Source organism: Pontibacter sp. LHS1 (assembly GCF_058932855.1).
The window spans coordinates 73,950-90,513 of record NZ_JBZYWF010000006.1; the positions used below are offsets into that span (position 1 = coordinate 73,950).

Annotated in this window: 17 protein-coding genes and 1 tRNA gene; 10 read left to right on the plus strand and 8 right to left on the minus strand. The window is 49.9% G+C overall.

Annotated features, from left to right (window positions below; genetic code table 11):
• Positions 1–353 precede the first annotated feature (353 nt).
• Positions 354–920 carry a crossover junction endodeoxyribonuclease RuvC gene (gene ruvC / locus AC5FXQ_RS12960; protein WP_493602849.1) on the minus strand — a complete coding sequence of 189 codons (567 nt, stop codon included), beginning with the start codon at positions 918–920 and terminating at the stop codon, positions 354–356.
• A 25-nt stretch (positions 921–945) separates the two neighbouring features.
• Between ruvC and AC5FXQ_RS12965 the strand changes: the two genes are divergently transcribed.
• From AC5FXQ_RS12965 to AC5FXQ_RS13005, 9 genes are all read left to right on the plus strand, one after another.
• On the plus strand, positions 946–1,935 hold the full coding sequence (locus tag AC5FXQ_RS12965) for a lysylphosphatidylglycerol synthase domain-containing protein (RefSeq protein ID WP_493602850.1): 990 nt from the start codon (positions 946–948) through the stop codon (positions 1,933–1,935).
• Complete coding sequence (locus tag AC5FXQ_RS12970; RefSeq protein WP_493603051.1) at positions 1,935–3,074, plus strand: glycosyltransferase family 2 protein; 1,140 nt, start codon at positions 1,935–1,937, stop codon at positions 3,072–3,074. Before AC5FXQ_RS12965 ends, AC5FXQ_RS12970 begins: the two co-directional genes overlap by 1 nt.
• On the plus strand, positions 3,067–3,324 hold the full coding sequence (locus tag AC5FXQ_RS12975) for a hypothetical protein (protein ID WP_493602851.1): 258 nt from the start codon (positions 3,067–3,069) through the stop codon (positions 3,322–3,324). The genes AC5FXQ_RS12970 and AC5FXQ_RS12975 overlap by 8 nt, the downstream gene beginning before the upstream one ends.
• Positions 3,325–3,544: 220 nt before the next feature.
• Positions 3,545–4,768 (plus strand): GAF domain-containing SpoIIE family protein phosphatase, encoded by a 1,224-nt coding sequence (locus AC5FXQ_RS12980; protein ID WP_493602852.1) that lies wholly within the window; start codon positions 3,545–3,547, stop codon positions 4,766–4,768.
• Positions 4,769–4,951: 183 nt separating this feature from the next.
• A complete protein-coding gene (locus AC5FXQ_RS12985) occupies positions 4,952–5,587 on the plus strand; it encodes a polysaccharide deacetylase family protein (protein WP_493602853.1) in 636 nt (211 codons plus the stop codon).
• Positions 5,584–6,675, plus strand: coding sequence for a glycosyltransferase (locus tag AC5FXQ_RS12990; protein ID WP_493602854.1), 1,092 nt, complete (start codon positions 5,584–5,586; stop codon positions 6,673–6,675). The genes AC5FXQ_RS12985 and AC5FXQ_RS12990 overlap by 4 nt, the downstream gene beginning before the upstream one ends.
• A 304-nt stretch (positions 6,676–6,979) precedes the next feature.
• Positions 6,980–7,747, plus strand: a complete 768-nt coding sequence (locus AC5FXQ_RS12995; protein WP_493602855.1) for a TatD family hydrolase — start codon at positions 6,980–6,982, stop codon at positions 7,745–7,747.
• Positions 7,748–7,750: 3 nt separating this feature from the next.
• Positions 7,751–8,815, plus strand: a complete 1,065-nt coding sequence (locus tag AC5FXQ_RS13000; protein ID WP_493602856.1) for an asparaginase — start codon at positions 7,751–7,753, stop codon at positions 8,813–8,815.
• Between the two features lie 82 nt (positions 8,816–8,897).
• A tRNA-Ser gene (locus AC5FXQ_RS13005) sits at positions 8,898–8,985 on the plus strand.
• 129 nt (positions 8,986–9,114) lie between these two features.
• Here AC5FXQ_RS13005 and rlmH read toward each other — a convergent pair.
• Complete coding sequence (gene rlmH / locus AC5FXQ_RS13010; protein ID WP_493602857.1) at positions 9,115–9,588, minus strand: 23S rRNA (pseudouridine(1915)-N(3))-methyltransferase RlmH; 474 nt, start codon at positions 9,586–9,588, stop codon at positions 9,115–9,117.
• 93 nt (positions 9,589–9,681) lie between these two features.
• Positions 9,682–10,728, minus strand: a complete 1,047-nt coding sequence (locus tag AC5FXQ_RS13015; protein WP_493602858.1) for an AI-2E family transporter — start codon at positions 10,726–10,728, stop codon at positions 9,682–9,684.
• Positions 10,729–10,986: 258 nt separating this feature from the next.
• Here AC5FXQ_RS13015 and AC5FXQ_RS13020 point away from each other — a divergent pair, with 258 nt between their 5' ends.
• Positions 10,987–11,223 (plus strand): hypothetical protein, encoded by a 237-nt coding sequence (locus AC5FXQ_RS13020; protein ID WP_493602859.1) that lies wholly within the window; start codon positions 10,987–10,989, stop codon positions 11,221–11,223.
• Between the two features lie 185 nt (positions 11,224–11,408).
• Here the strand turns inward: AC5FXQ_RS13020 and AC5FXQ_RS13025 are convergent, their stop codons facing one another.
• From AC5FXQ_RS13025 to AC5FXQ_RS13045, 5 genes are all read right to left on the minus strand, one after another.
• Entirely contained in the window at positions 11,409–11,660 is a 252-nt protein-coding gene (locus AC5FXQ_RS13025) for a hypothetical protein (RefSeq protein WP_493602860.1), read from the minus strand.
• Between the two features lie 203 nt (positions 11,661–11,863).
• Positions 11,864–12,949: an ABC transporter permease gene (locus AC5FXQ_RS13030; protein ID WP_493602861.1), complete on the minus strand. Its 1,086-nt coding sequence runs from the start codon at positions 12,947–12,949 to the stop codon at positions 11,864–11,866.
• Positions 12,946–14,328, minus strand: a complete 1,383-nt coding sequence (locus AC5FXQ_RS13035; protein WP_493602862.1) for an ABC transporter permease — start codon at positions 14,326–14,328, stop codon at positions 12,946–12,948. The genes AC5FXQ_RS13030 and AC5FXQ_RS13035 overlap by 4 nt, the downstream gene beginning before the upstream one ends.
• Positions 14,329–14,335: 7 nt before the next feature.
• Positions 14,336–15,910, minus strand: coding sequence for an ABC transporter substrate-binding protein (locus AC5FXQ_RS13040; RefSeq protein WP_493602863.1), 1,575 nt, complete (start codon positions 15,908–15,910; stop codon positions 14,336–14,338).
• Positions 15,911–16,138: 228 nt separating this feature from the next.
• Positions 16,139–16,315 carry a hypothetical protein gene (locus AC5FXQ_RS13045; RefSeq protein WP_493602864.1) on the minus strand — a complete coding sequence of 59 codons (177 nt, stop codon included), beginning with the start codon at positions 16,313–16,315 and terminating at the stop codon, positions 16,139–16,141.
• Between the last annotated feature and the right edge of the window lie 249 nt (positions 16,316–16,564).

Below are 16,564 nucleotides of genomic sequence, written 5' to 3' on the forward strand. Positions count from 1 at the left end.
CTGATGCTATATTTAACTGTATCCGCAAAAACATGTTTAAACTTTGTTTTGGCGTGGTATTTTGTATAGAGTGCAGGCTGAATTTTCGCCTTCGCAAAAGGCAAATCAAACAAGCTTATAAGCCTTACGAAAGATAGAGGCGATTTTTTACAAATCTGCGAAATATTTTCAAAAGCTTATACTTGGGGGAGTTGAGGAGTTTAAGAGTTGGGGAGTTTAAGAGATAAAGAGTTTGAGAGTTTCCCAAGGAGTATATGTAGGGACAGGTCCTGCTACGAAGCGCCACGACGTAACCATGAAACGTCGCTACATTTTTGATTTTCTAATTCTTAAACTCCCCAACTCTTAAACTTCTAAAGCTTTCTCTCGGGGTTGTCGGTCAGGAAGGCTTTCCAGGAGTTGGTGCCTTTCTTAGCGTTGTTGCCTTTCTGGTAATGGTGACAGAGGGCCACGGATAGAGCGTCGGTGGCGTCGAACATCTTCGGGTCGGGCTGGATCTTGAGGATTTGCACCAGCATGCTGGCCACCTGCTCTTTGGAGGCATTGCCGTTTCCGGTTACCGACTGCTTTACTTTTTTGGGAGCATACTCCACATAAGGGATGTCGCGGGAGAGGGCGGCGGCGATGGCAACTCCCTGTGCCCGACCGAGTTTGAGCATACTCTGCACGTTCACGCCAAAGAAAGGTGACTCAATGGCCAGCTCGTCGGGCAGGTATTCGTCGATGAGCTGTATCATGCGGTCAAAAATTTTCTTTAACTTGATGGCGTGGTTGCTGTAGCTTTTGAGGTGAATAACGCCATACTGCACTACTTTTACCTTGGAGCCTGTCACTTCAATCAGGCCATAGCCCATCACTTGTGTTCCAGGGTCAATGCCAAGTATTAATTTATTGGGTGGGAGTGCAGAAGAGTAAACCATAAGAGGCGCAATTTAAGACAATATCTTGAACATTACCCGCAACAGAAGGTTCCTTTTAGTCGCCGGCAAAATTGCCGTGGTGCTGCTAACGCTATACTTCCTGTACCTGGCCATCTTTACGGCGCCTGACACCCTGCTCTCCTGGCGTGGAATACTGCAGGCTGCCCGCCAAAGTGATTATACTTTTCTACTAATTGTAAGTGCGCTGCTTATACCTGCCAACTGGGGACTTGAGGCCTGGAAGTGGCAGCTGCTGGGGCAGAAGCTGGAACACATTTCATACCTGCGGGCTTTCCGTGCGGTCATGGTCGGGCTCACGCTCGGCTTCATCACTCCTAACCGACTAGGCGACTATGCCGGCCGTGTGCTGGAGCTCAAAAGCAAAGAGCGGCTGGAAGGTATAGGCGCGGTCTTCATTGGTAGGTTCTGTCAATTGGTGGCTACGGTGCTGGTGGGCTCACTTGGGCTGCTCTACTTTGCCTTGCTGCTCTACTGGAGAGATTACCCTGCTATCTGCCTGAGTGTATTCTTTTTGCTGCTCGTGCTCAACGCGGCCATGCTGCTGCTGCTCTTCAATGCCCGTGCCATGGTGGCCTTGGTCGCTGCGGTTGGACCGCTGCGCAAGCTGGCAAAGTACCTGGCTGTTATGGGGCGCTATACCTTTACGGAGATGAATCAGGTGTTGCTGCTGTCACTGCTGCGTTACTTTGTGTTCCTGCTGCAGTTTGTGCTGTTGCTGGTCCTGTTTGAGGTGCGGCTGAGTCCGGTGGAGTACATCAGTGGTGTGTCGACTGCTTTTTTCCTGAAGTCGGTTGTACCATCGGTGTCGCTGCTCTCGGACCTGGGCGTGCGGGAGCTGTCTGCAATGTATGTATTCGGACTGCTGGGGCAGGAGCGTCTGCAGGTGCTGAGCGCCAGCCTGAGCCTATGGCTGCTCAACATCATGGTGCCGAGCGCTGTGGGTTTGTTTTTTGTGTTGCGCCTGAAGCTGGGCAGGAGAGGAGGTTCCGCCTGATGTTTGTGCTGCTGCTCCTGCTATCATTAATGGCTTATGCTTGGATTATCTTGCGCTGTTTATTTGCCTGGAAGCGCCTCCCTATACCTACTATACCTGTTGGGTTTGCACCTGTTACTAAACTTACGGTGATCATCCCTGTGCGTAACGAGGCACAGCAGATACTGAATTTACTTCGCGATCTAGAGACACAAAACTACCCGGCGGAGCTCTTCGAAGTGCTGGTGGTGGACGATCACTCCGATGACGGCACTGCTCAACTGATACAGGAATTTATACCTGCTACTAACTTGAGTTTGCGTCTGATCCGGCTGGCTGGGCAGATGGAAGCAACCGGAAAGAAAGCCGCCATCAAACAAGGTATAGCAGAGGCCAGCGGCGAGCTGCTGGTCTTTACTGATGGTGACTGCCGTGTGCAGCCGGACTGGCTTTTATACTTTGCCTATACCTACGAAACGCAGCGGGCAGTTTTCATTTCAGGACCAGTGAGTTTTCACAACACCCATACCTTGCTGGAGCGTATGCAACTGGTTGAGTTCGCGTCGTTGATCGGAGTAGGAGGAGCCTCCATTGGGCTGCGGCAACCCAGTATGTGCAATGGCGCCAATCTGGCCTATACACGGGAAGTTTTCGAAGAGGTAGGAGGCTTTGCCGGAAACGAAGGTATAGCCAGCGGTGATGATGAATTTTTGCTGCACAAGGTAAGCCAGCTATACCCGGAGCGGATTGCTTTTTTGAAGCACCCCGGAGCCATTGTGTACACCGAAGCACGCAAGACGGTGCGCAGTTTTATAGCGCAGCGGGTGCGCTGGGCCAGCAAGTGGCGCAGCTATCAGAGCCTTTCAGTGAAGCTGGTGGCTCTGAGCGTGTTTGCCGTCAACTTGCTGCTTTTTCTCGCTATACCTGGCGTACTGCTGGGCTGGCTTTCGTTTTGGACTTTTCTAGCGGCTTATGCTGCCAAGTTCCTGATAGATTTCCTGTTTTTAAACCAAATACTTACTTTCATGCGGAAGCAGAACTATCTGATTTTTATGCTTCCGCTGCAGCTAGTTTACATTCCTTACGTACTATATACCGCCATCAGCGGCCTCTCAGGTCGCTATACATGGAAAGGCCGAACCATCCGAAATCATGACTGAGAATGAATTTGCCATCATGGACGAACTTTATTTTGTGACGTCCTACGCTGACCTCAAAAGTACCAGCGCACTAACTGACGAAGAACTCTGCGCTGCCCTGCGCGACCTGATTGCCAAAGGCTACATCAGAATCCTGTACCCGGATCCGGATACGGAGCATGCATACGATGAAGCTACTTTTGGGGAGCACTGCCAGCAGTACTTCTACCTGGCTACCAAAGCAGGATTAGTGGTGCATAACTCTATCTGATAGTTATGATTTCACCGCAGGACCAAACAAATACCTGGACTACGTAGTTGCAAGTGTACGCATGTGACGAATACGTATTATTTCAAAGGAATTGGGAGGGCTGGTAAAGAATGCGACTGAATTTTTGTAAATTTACACGGTATATACCTGCGTGACAGGTGTAACTGGCGGCAGAGCCCCCGAGTGCGGGTTTCTCGCCAACCCTAAACTATGAAACCGAATGCCTGATATAGTCGCTCCGAACATACAGCAAGAGTTAAACCTCAAAAAGCTGGAATTATCGGCCTTGTTGGAAATCACCCAGGCGATTAACGACAACCTGCCCGAAGAGGCGCTCTACAAAATCTACCGCTTTACGCTGCTCGCGCAGTTGCAGATCAACCGACTGGCGCTGTTTGTGCACGACGAGAAGTGGGATTGCAAAGTTAGCTTTGGCACCGACCTGGAAGCCGCCAAGCAGCACCTCCCCGAAACCATTCTCGAGCTGAAGGAAATCACCCGCATGTCCAAGTTGAGCGTGGACAAGAAGTGGCGTAATTTCGAGATTGTGATCCCGATTCTGCACAACGGCAAAGTGCTCGCTTTCGTGATGATCGGGAAAATACAGCCTTACTATACCAATATCGAAGCGCTGAATTTTGTGCAGACGGTGAGTAATATCATGCTCGTGGCCATCGAGAATCACCGCATGGCCCGTCAGCGACTGGCACAGGAATCGATCCGAAAAGAGATCGAGATTGCCCGTGAAGTGCAGTCCATGCTCTTCCCCAAAAAGCTGCCCAACGACAAAGATGTGGCCATTCACGCCAGCTATATTCCACACTCTTCCATTGGCGGAGACTACTACGATTTTATTGAGATCGACCAGGACCAGTTTCTGTTCTGTGTGGCAGACGTGTCGGGCAAAGGCGTTCCTGCTTCGCTGCTGATGTCGAACTTCCAGGCAGGTCTGCGCACAATCATACGTCAGACATCGGATCTGAACACGGTCGTTTCTGAGCTCAACCACCTGATCTACCGCAATGCGATCGCTGAGAAGTTCATCACTACCTTTGTCGCCATTTTTAACCGCAGTACCCGCGAACTGAGCTACGTGAACGCCGGCCACAACGCCCCGATTCTACTCTACGAAAACAACACCCACGATCTGCTCAATGATGGCTGCACCATGCTGGGCGTGTTTGATGTGCTGCCATTTATGAACGTGGGCAAGATCCATGTGCCGCACAATGCCGTGCTGCTTTGCTATACCGACGGTCTGACCGAGGTGTTTGACGAAGATGAATCGGAATTTGGCATTGAAGGCACCATCGACTTTATGCAAAAGAATCGATTCCTAAGCTCTAAAATGCTGCACCTGCAGCTGCTCAACGCCATCAACCTTTTCAACGAAGAAGCTTCTTTCAACGACGATATCACCCTGCTGTCATGTAGGTTTAAGTAAGATAAATTGTTTAATTGTTGATGGTTCAATTGTTAGTATCAGTTGGGTTAATAATATTCTGTCCATGCGGCATTAACCTGCAAAAGCTTCACTGCTCGTGTCGTAGTCTCTCTTAAAGGTTTCGAGGATAACGATCAGCAATCAACAATCAGAAATTCAACCATTTAACAATTAACAATCCAATTGCTCCGCCTGTACAAGACACCCGCTTTGCTTCGCCGGCTTTTGCCCGGCTATACCTGGCTGCGGGAAGAGCAGGGGAAGGTGCTATACTTGACTTTCGATGACGGACCTATACCGGAGGTGACTCCTTGGGTGCTGGAGCAGTTGGCGCAGTACAGGGCCCAAGCTACTTTCTTTGCCGTGGGTGATAATATAGTGAAGCACCAAGGTATAGCGGAGCAGATTTTAGTGCAAGGCCATCAGTTGGCAAACCATACGCATAATCACCTGCGTGGCTGGGAAACGTCGCTGGAGCGCTACCTCGAAAATGTGCAGCAGTGTCAGCAGGTACTGGAGCGGCTTAACCCACAAGCAACGCAGCCAAAGCTTTTCCGACCGCCTTATGGTCGCATTACATTAAAACAGGCGGCAGCCCTGCGACCAGATTATGAACTGGTGATGTGGGACGTGCTCACCAACGACTATGACCGTTCGCTTAGCCCCGAAAAATGCCTGCGGGAGGCTATTCGCTGTACCCAAAATGGTAGCATCATCGTATTCCACGACAGCCTGAAGGCCCAGCGAAATATGCAATACGCCCTGCCTCGTTTTTTAGACCATTTTACCGCACAGGGCTATACCTTCCAGACCCTATGATGGTATCCGTCGCCTATTTTATACTTTACTTTCTGCTTTTTCTGGTTCTGCTGGCCCTGCTGCTCTTCAACCGAAAACGGTATCCGTTGCGCCCCGCGTATACGCCCTGTGTCAGCATCCTGATTGCCGCCCGGAACGAAGAACACAATATCCTGAACTGCCTGCGGGCCATCGAGCGCCTAGACTACCCCCATGACAAGTTGGAAGTGCTCATCGGTGATGATGGCTCCACGGACAACACGCGGGCGTTGGTGGAGGCGTTCATAAAAGGCAAGCCCGGCTATACCTGCATCACCATTACGGGTATGGTAGGGCGGGCCAAAGGCAAGGCCAACGTGCTCGCGCAGTTGGCACACCGGGCTACGACAGATTTTTTCCTGTACACGGACGCTGACATACAGGTACCTCCCTCTTGGGTGCAGGCGATGCTGGCGGGGCTGAGCAATAGGGTGGGAGTGGTCACCGGCCTGACTACCGTAGGAGGCACAAGCCTGTTTGCCCGTATGCAGAGCATGGACTGGCTATACTCCCTGGGGCTGATGCAGTCCGTCAGTGATATCGGCCTGCCCGTCACCACTATGGGCAACAACATGTTGCTCACACGCGAGGCCTATGAAGCGGTGGGCGGCTACGAAAACATTAAGTTCTCCATTACGGAGGATGTGGCCATTTTTAACCAGGTACTCAGACGTGGTTTTGATTACCGGAACATTTATGACCGCAGCGTGCTGGCACTGTCGGCTCCTGCGGCCACTTTCTGGCAGTTGCTGGAGCAGCGCAAGCGCTGGATGCGCGGAGCGACGCACCTGCCGGTTTACATGTTTGCCATACTGGCGATGCACTCGGCCTACTATCCCGTGCTGCTGCCTTATTTCTGGCAGGCATCCGTAGGTATAGCCAGTGCCATTTTTATGGCCAAGCTGTTGCTACAAAGCACCTACCTGCACATTTGTCTCAGGCGCTTAGGCCTGCGCGTGCCTTGGTGGCAACATGTCGTTTTCGAGCTGTTCATGGTGGTCACCAGCATCATCCTGATCATCTACTTTTTTATACCTACCAAAGTAAGGTGGAAAGGGAGGAAGTATTGAAGTTAGAAAGTCGGGAAGGTATAAAGGTAGCGAAGTTACACCGTAACGTCGTAGTGCTACGCAGCATTACCGTCGCCCTGTAGGTGCAGGTCCTTGCCATTTCTCCCTAGGTACAGGTCGCGACCTGTCCGAAGCGTGCACCGGCAATCGTACACGAACAACAATCAACAATTAGCAATTTAACCATTCAACCACTTGATGATGCAAAATCTTGCTACATGTGTCGTGATACGCAAGAACATTTGCAGCCTTAACCATTAGTTCGGACCTTTGCGCTGCTATAATTTGATTGAACAGGACGCACATGACATTAATAGATTCGCACGCACATATTTATTCAGAGCAGTTCAAGCAGGACCGGGACGAGGCACTAGCCCGTGCTTTGGCTGAAGGGGTAGAGAAGATCTACATGCCCAACATCGATCACACTTCCATCGATAGCATGCTGGAGACAGAGGAGAAGCACCCTAACCAGTGCATTGCCATGATGGGCCTGCACCCAACCTCAGTGGACAAGGACTTTGAGAAAGAACTATACCTGGTGGAAGAATGGCTTGGTAAGCGCAAGTTTGCAGCGGTGGGCGAATGCGGCATCGACCTGTACTGGGACAAGACTCTTCTGCCACAGCAGCAGGAGGCCCTGAGAGTGCAGGTAGAACTGGCCAAAAAGCACCAGCTTCCGATCGTGCTCCACACCCGCGACTCTTTTGAAGAAACATACGAGATCATCGCTGCTGCACAGGATGGCAGTCTAAAAGGAATATTCCATTGCTTTTCGGGCACTGTGGAGCAGGCGGAGAAGGTAAAGGAACTTGGCTTTTTGATGGGGATTGGCGGTGTGGCTACGTTTAAGAATGGCGGCCTTGATAAGGTGTTGCCGCATGTTAGCCTGGACAGCTTGGTACTTGAAACAGACTGTCCATACCTGGCGCCCGTGCCGCATCGTGGCAAGCGCAACGAACCCGTGTACCTGCCGCTGGTAGCCCGTCGCGTGGCCGAACTGATGCAGAAGCCCGTAGAGGAAGTGGCGCAAACCACGACCAGCAATGCTCTCAACCTCTTCAAACTGTAAGCGATGGAAGTAGTTAAAACCAATATCGACACCGCCGCACCCGCACACCCGGAGGCTTCCATTCTGATCATCTATACCGGTGGTACGGTAGGTATGGTGTATGACGAAAAGCATCACCTGGTGCCTTTCAACTTCAGCCAGATACTGCAGAAAGTGCCCGAATTGAGCAACTTCAAGTACATGCTGACAGTGCTAAGCATAGAGCCGGCCATCGATTCATCTAATGTGGCACCTAGTGACTGGCTGATGCTGGCCAACCTGATTCGCGACAACTACGCCGATTACGATGGTTTTGTCGTACTGCATGGCACCGATACCATGGCTTACAGCGCCTCAGCGCTTAGTTATCTGCTCGAGAATCTGGAGAAGCCCGTTATTTTTACAGGTGCCCAGGTGCCGATCGGCCGTACCCGCACCGACGCCCGTGCCAACCTGATCTCGGCTCTGCAGATAGCGGCCACCAAGGTTAATGGCAAGAGCATCGTGCCCGAGGTCTGCATCTACTTCCATAACCTGCTCATCAGGGGGAACCGGGCCAAGAAGGTAGAGAGCCGCCATTTCAATGCATTTAAGTCAGAGAACTACCCGCTGCTGGCCAAAGCCGGTATCAGCATCGATTTTTATGAAGGCGCTATTTTGCCCCACCCGGAGAAATCCCTGCATGTTCACCAGCAACTGGATGATAGTGTGGCGATCCTGAAGCTTTTTCCGGGTATAACGCCTCAGGTAATGCGCAGTGTACTCGAAGCGCCGGGCTTGCGTGGGTTGGTGCTGGAAACATTTGGGGCAGGCAATGCGCCTACCTCAGGCTGGCTGCTCGAGATGCTGGAAGATGCTATATCAAGGGGGATTTACATCCTGAACGTGTCGCAATGCGACGAGGGCAGGGTAGACCAGGGCCGTTACGAAACCAGTAAATTCCTGCTCAACATGGGGGTGATCGGCGGCGATGACATCACGACAGAGGCGGCGATTACGAAGCTGATGTTTGTGCTGGGGCTCGACCTGCCGGCAACGCAAACCCGTGAGTTGCTTGCCAGTAACCTGCGCGGTGAGATCAGTATCTAGCCCAGTGCAATATATTTATAAGGTATAGCAGGTTAAAAATTTGCGATAGTGTAAGTTATTGGCGTATATTTGCACCCACAATAGAGAGCTGTCCGAGTGGTCGAAGGAGCACGCCTGGAAAGTGTGTATACCCCAAAAGGGTATCAAGGGTTCGAATCCCTTGCTCTCTGCTGCATAACCCGAAAGAGCCTGTGAGCGAATAGCTTGCAGGCTCTTTTGTTTTCGGAGGTTCTTGATAATTGTATCTCCTCAACCTGGTTTATTGAGTTAGGCCCTTAAATAAGGAGAACGCGTAAACCTCAGTCATGATGGTACTTCTCTCCCCTCAGAATCGTAAACCCCCGGTATAGCTGCTCCACAAAAAACAAGCGGACCATTTGGTGCGAGAAAGTCATTTTAGAAAGAGAGATTTTGTCGTTGGCCCGCTCATAGATGGTAGGGGAGAAGCCGTAGGCGCCCCCGATGATGAAAACCAGGTTGGTGGTGACGGAGTTGAGCTTCTTTTGCAGGAAATGTGCGTATTCGGTGGAGGTAAAGGTTTTGCCCTTCTCGTCGAGCAGCACCACATGGTCGCCGTCCTGCAGCTTTTGGAGTAGTATTTTACCTTCGGCCTCTTTCAGGTTGTCCGCTGTGAACTTACCTCCCTGTTTGATGTCAGGTATAATGATGAACTCAAACGGATGGTAATGCTTCAGCCGCTTCATGTACTTCTGTATACCTTCTTCCAGAAATGCCTCGTCTGTTTTACCGATCGCGATGAGCTTGATTTTCATGTAGCACTTTTTCTCCCAATTTCGGTCAAAAAGCCGTGTTTCGCAAATTTGGCCTGAATCAGGGAGGTATAGATCAGTACCTGTTAAGCAGCTTTACTGATTTTTGGGCAGGTCACGCTCGAGGTAGTCTTTTATGTAAAGCTCCCGTACAAACACCTGCAGCACTGCTACCAGCGGGGCGGCCAGTATCACACCAAGCGGACCGACCAGTATACCGAAAAGCACCAGCGAAAGAAGGGTGATCACCGGCGAAATGTGAACGGTTTTTTCAAATATGAGGGGCGCCAGCAGGTAACTTTCAATAGATTGGATCACAAAGTAAAGGATGGCTACATACAGCGCCGCCATGGGGCCGTCCAGAAAGGCAATCAGGATGGCTGGGACAGAAGCTATAATAGGACCGACAGTAGGTATAAAATCCAGGAAGAAGGCGATGACGGCCAGCGCCAGCGCCATGGGTATACCGAGCAACATCAAGCCGACAGCCGTCAGAATGCCAACGAACACCATGGTGACGAGCTTCCCAAACAGCCACCACTTGAGGGTTTCATAGCTTTTGTCGAGTACTTCCCACAACCGGGTGCGGTGCCGTACTGGTACCAGGCTAACAATGCCCCGCTGGTACTGTGCCGGGCTCGATGCGAAGAAAATGCCGATCACGATCACGATGAACAGATCAGTGATGATGCTGATGGTGGAGGTAAAGAAGGTCTGGGCCCTGTTCACGATTTCCTGTGTTTCAGGCATCATGCTCTCCTGACTGTTCTCAAGCTCGTCGAGCGCTTTTGCTCCCCAGCTCGTTCTGCCCAATTGGTCCTTTAGTCGTTCGATGGAAGAGGGGAGGGTTTCACGCAAATCTTCTATCTGTGCTTGCACGGTAGGGGCGATAAGCCAACCTGCCAGAAAGATCAACCCGAAAAACAACAGCGAAGAAAACGCCAACGCCAGCCCTTTTCCCAAACCTGTTTTGTCATGTAGCCAATTGGTCATGGCACGTAGCAGCACCGCAAATAGTATGCTGGCGAACACCAGGAAGAAAAAATGCGCAGCATATAAAACTAAAGCTAGCAGAGCACTCAGTAGCAACACAACGGAGGTGGTAATGACAACTTTGCGGGTAAAAGAGATTTCCTGCTTCATGCACGTATAGCTATGTGATAGCGACCTTTTCAGATTTTATTCCTTGAAAGTTTATACTCATTGCACACTGTAAAGGATATAATATACTCCTTTTGCCATTAGTGATAGCTACCTGATGGGGTGATGAATTTATAGCAGGTTTGATTGTTTAGCTTTATTCTAAATTACTGTATAACAAGGGTTGTATGCAACCTGTTGCGGGTAATGACAGGTAAATATGGTATAGTAGAATAATGTAGAACTTAAAACTATTTAGATATGGAAGCAATATGCAATAACTGCAATCATTGGGAGCAGGACCCAAACAAAGTACAACTTCAAAGCAATGAATTTGGCTTGTGCGATGAGTTAACCGGGCAGCATGCCCTGGAGCCGGCGTATGTACTGCCGCTGGTTCATGAAGGACCGGAAGATAAGAAGCCCAGAAGATTTGAGATGATCACAGGGGCTCAATTCGGCTGCAATCACTTCAGTGAGCGTAAAGGGTGGGTATAAACCTTTTGGGTAGGCTATAAAACAAATGCCCTGCAGGAGACTGCAGGGCAAATGCCTAATCTAAACACAAACAACCAACACTAATATTATCTATTCATTTATTATCTATTCAATCTATTTCTATTCTTTTATTCTATTCTATTCTATTCTATTCTATTCTATTCTCAAGGAGTAGCGGCCTTGTATTAGTAGCGTAAGTAGGGCATGTTGCTCACCCCGGAGAGTGAGTCCAGTATACCTACGAAATAATCGCCTATAAACAGACCAGTTCCTTTCTTAACCGCGTCTGAGCCTAATGACGAATTAATCACCTCCCCATCAATAGTCGAGTATTCTTGTGAATCCTCAGCTTGGGAATTGCTTTTTGTAGTTTTTAAGTTGTTGCGGCAACCAATGCTCTGCATTGGCATACCGACTGTGCTTTCATAGATGTTCATGTGATTGGGTAGTTTGGTTTTGTATGATACAATAATACAGCTACGCTCTCTCCTAACACAGGAAACATAATTTCAATAGGTAACTTGGTTTATATTGTGTTAATATATAAATAAATCTATTAAGTGTGCTCTGTGTGCTTCTTATGAAGGTAATAAGAAGCTAAATTTTAGAGGGAGTATGTTGAAAAGTAACAGAGAAGCGTTTACTTTTTATTCTGTAGGGAACGCAAAATATAATAGCTGATAGTCTGTAGGGCGAGGACTGTGAGCGACAGCATGGCGCCAGGTATAGCAACGAGCCACCAGGCGGCCGTGTTGGTGCGTATACCGGCTATCATTCTGCCCCAGCTCACCAAGTCGGTGCTTACGCCAATGTTCAGAAATGACAGCGTAGACTCCAGCATGAGCAAACCGGCTAAACCGAATGAAAATGCGACCAGCACCGGACCCAGTAGGTGTGGAAGCGCATGGCGGACCAACAGGCGTCTTTGTGTAAATCCGAGACTCGTTGCAGCCTCAAAAAAAGGCAGCTCTCTAAGACGGAGCATTTCTGCTCTTGCCAGCCGGGCCGTTCCCGTCCAAAAAGTAAGGACGAGCAACGCCGATAGAGCCGGCAGAGTAGGAGGTACTATAGCCGCTAGCACCAGTATCAAAATCAGCCGGGGGATGCTTGCCTGCACCTCAACTATCCGTAGCAAGAGCTCATCAGTTGGAAAAGGAATCGTCTTGTTGAGAAAAGGCAGTCGCCTGAAAAGCGGCGCGAAAACCAGTACAAGGGCTAAACTCAAACTGACGGCAACAGTGCCTGTGAGTAAGAAATCAGTGTAAGGGGCTCCCTGGCTATATAAAATAATCGGGAGATATATTCCGTAATAAGCAAAAGGTAACAGGGCGAAGAGTAAAGCTGTCAGCAAGGCCCGGCTCAGGTGCAGGCGACGGTTTCCAAAAAGGCCAGCTGTTGCTCCAAGTGCTAAGCCGATCAGGCTGGCGATCGCCATGACAGGTAGACTGATGGCAAATGCCGTACGGGCACCATACAATATATTGGCTAACACATCGCGGCCCAGACCATCGGTTCCGAGCCAATGCCTGGGTTTGTCTATTTCCGTTCCCAACCTTAAAGGTGCCTGGTAGATTTGCTCCAGGTCCAGTTCGTTTGGCCCGTAAGCAAGCGGTAACCAGGGAAGTGCCAGTGCGACAATAGCCAGCAAAATCAGGTATAGCAAGGACAGCCTGAAAGCCAACGCCATCTGCCATGCCTCACGCGCTATGTGCCACAGTTTTTTCATGATGCATGGGCACCTATGCGCGGGTCAGCCAGTGCATAAAGCAGGTCAGACAGCAGGTGCGATAACAACCTGAATACGGCTACAATGATAACGATGCCTACTATTACCGGGTAATCACGAGCCAGTACAGTGTCAATGAGCAATCGGCCCACGCCAGGTATAGCAAAGATGGTTTCAACGATAACGGCGCCCGCTACCAAGGCAGGCAGAAAGTCAGACAAAAGCGTGATGACAGGCAGCAAGGCATTGCGCAGCATGTGGCGGCGAATGACGCGATGCTCAGAAAGACCTTTTGCACGGGCCGTGCGGATATAGTCCTGCCCTGCCACCCCTGCCATCGCCTGATAAAACTGATTGGTGAGGTAGGGTAGATTGGCCAGTACCAGGCAAAGCATCGGGAGCGCCATGAACTGCAGCCATTGACTGATTAGCTGTAGCCAGTTCTGGTCGTAAGCACTGTAGTAGCCCATGCCATACACCGGGAAAAGCTGCAGGAAAGCGGGACTCGCCAGCAGCACCAGCAGGAGCATGGCCAGGACAAAGAGGGGTACGCTATCCAGTAGGAAAAGGGAGGGAAGCAGGGTGCTGCGCCAAATGCGCCCGGAGCGGCGAATCATCAGGATGGCTATTTCCAGGGCCAGCAACGTCGCAACGAAGATACTCGCCAGTAGTAACCACCAGGTGTTCCCGATCGCTTCGCCCAGCACGGTGGCCACTGGCCTGCCGTCTCGCAGTGAAGTTCCCAGACTTCCTTTTAACAAACCGGTTATCCAGCGGTGGTACTGGTTTTGGGAACTATGCCACTGCATGGATGGGAGTAAATAGGTATAGCTGGAGGAATTAGCCAATAAGCTGTTTCCATTATCTATCAACTCAGAAGTGATAGCTGATCTGGCAGGTAACTGCTGTGCTATACCTGATAGGGCTTGCCGGAGATCAGCGTGCTCCTGGTGACTGTGGATGGCGAACATATGCTGCTGTACCTGCAGGCGCTCTGTTTCCGAGAGGTTTTCTTCCAGCTCTTTCAGGCTTCTGAAAAAGTGGGTGGCTGCCGCTGGGTTGCCATATTGCCAGGAAAGTTTTTTCAGGAAGGCTCGATCACGCGCCGGGAAAACCCGGTGCAGGGTGTCGGGTAAGGCGGCAGAGGTAATGCTGAAATAAAACAACGGCAGGTCCTGGCCGGTGGCCTCTAAAAACTGACGGTAGTTGCGGTCACGTGAAGCAGCATCGCTTCGGCTATAATAGCCCCCTTCCTGCTGAGCCAGGCTTGCACTTCCAAAAGCACCTGGCATCAGTTTACTCAGCAAAAAAATGGCAGATGCTATGAACCAGAGCGTAGGTATAGCCAAGAGAAGCCGCCTGAATACAAAAGTGGACATGGCAGCATCAAGGCTTAAGCATAAATGAACTCAGGTCGTAATAGGGGCGTACACCCGACACTTTGGTATTTGTGAACCTGTTGTGTATAGCTATTTTCTCTTTTCGGAAATACAGTGGCACGAAGGCAGCTTCTTCTTGTATGATCTCCTGCAACCTGTGCAGGAGCCGGGCTTTATCAGTTTCGCTTTCAGCTCCGTTGATTTCGTTCAGCAGCTGATCGCTCTCGGGCGTGCCAAAGCCGGTTGTATTGAATCCGCCCGGGCCGGCAAAACTTGTGTGGAAGAGTGGCTTGAAATTGAAGACGAAAGGATTACCTGATATCCCCCTGAAATGCATGTCATAATCCAGCTGCTCGATCTTCTGGTTGTAAACATTTCCCTCCAGCGGCTGCAACGTAACAGCTATACCTGCTTTTGTCGCGTGTTGCTGAAAGACAAGCGCCATCTGTTCATACATGGTGTTGCCGGCTCTGTAGAGGAGCTCAATACGTAAATCCTCCCGTTGGCCATTCAGTTTTCTGTACCAGCCGTTTTGCTCCTGAATCCAGCCAGCAGCTTTTAGCAACGTGACTGCCTGCTCAGGGCTGTAGGGCCGGGGCTGTAGCTGCGGGTGGTAAAAGTCTTTCCGGTCAGGTGGTATAGGACCTACTGTCGGCGTGGCGTAGGATTGCTGGCTTACCCGGATCATGCCGTTAACGTCCATCAGGTGCGCAATGGCTTGGCGGGTTCGTTTATCGCGAAATTTGGCCCTGCGCGTGTTAATAGCTGCATAGATCAGGTCATAGCCCTGAGGGGTATGCAGGTCGTAGTTTTTCAGGAAGTTGTCATCCTGCCGTAGCTGCTCAAATTCATTGACAGGTATATTATCCAGCACATCAAGTTGCACATTTTTGAGCGCCAAAAGGGCAGTGGTATTGTCAGGTATAATCTGGAAATTAATTTGCTCCGGGTTAGCATTGAGGTAACCGGCAGCATTGCCAGTATTTTTTCCCCACCAGTTGCCCTTGCGTTTCAGCACAACATACTGGCCTGTGGCCCACTCAGCTAACTCGTAGCCAGCACTTCCCTGTAATATGTCTTTGCTGTCGGGCGAGCCCAACTTGTTGCAGCGCGCCGCCACAGCCTGTGTACGATCTGTGTTATAATGGGTGCTGTCAGCCTGTGACAATGCGGTGAAAGGTATAGTTGAGAAACTACCCTGAGGGTCAAGCAGGTAAGCTGGCAGGATAAAGAAGTCACCGGTCAGGAGTTGCATCTCAGGGGTGAAACCCTGGCAAACCAGTGTGAATTTTTTGGGATCAGAGGCGTCTAGCTGGATGTCTTGTATAAACTCAACCTGTGAGCGAATACTCTCATTCCGGATAAAAGGAGCCTTCAGCACCTTCAGGGTGAAGGCCACGTCCTGTGCAGTAACGGGGCTCCCGTCAGACCATTCGGCCTCGGGGCGCAGCTGGTAATGGAAAAAAGTAAGCGAGTCTTTGCGCTCCACTTCCGGAAAAGCGGAGGCAAGACCCGGCTTTAAAGTATTGTCTTCAAGATCTACAGTCAGCAGGCTTTGGTAGAGCAGATTAATTATCTGCAAGGCCTCCTGCGAATTGTAGTTAATAGGGCTAATGCTTCCTGGGTCTATTGCCAAGCGCAGACGTACTTCATCAGGCTGTCTTGCCGGCTGACCGCAAAAATTTAATAGTAATAATAAGCTTAGCAGGAATGCTTGGGTTCTCCGCATTATATCTTGACTCACTTTAGCTAAAACCGGGTAGAGGCAAGTTAGGGAAAATACAGCAAATCCCAAGAAGCGATTGCTTTCCTATTTTTCAATAGTCGTCCATGTGCCCGAACCACCCATGAGCTTCATGGCGTCATCGGTTTTAGTCGTATTGGTGGTTGTAGTTGTAGTTGTGTTTGTTGTTTCCTTGTCTTTAGTAGTATCAGTAGGAGTGCCCAACAACAGGTTCAGAACGATAGTGATGATGATAGTTGCCATGATTTCTAGGGGTTAAATCGGTTTATTGTGTAACAAAGATTCACACAGATGAGGTGAAAAGAAAAGAAAGTTTTTAGATAAAAGTAACTATCATTATAACCATATTTATTATAATTTATTTTATAAAATATATAAAAGTATGGGTTTGGGGTGTTATATTTGATTTTTACTATCTAATTAAGTTTTAAAAGTAACATTAGTCAGTTACATTTAAGCTAAAATTAGTCGAAGATAGTGGTGAAAAATGCT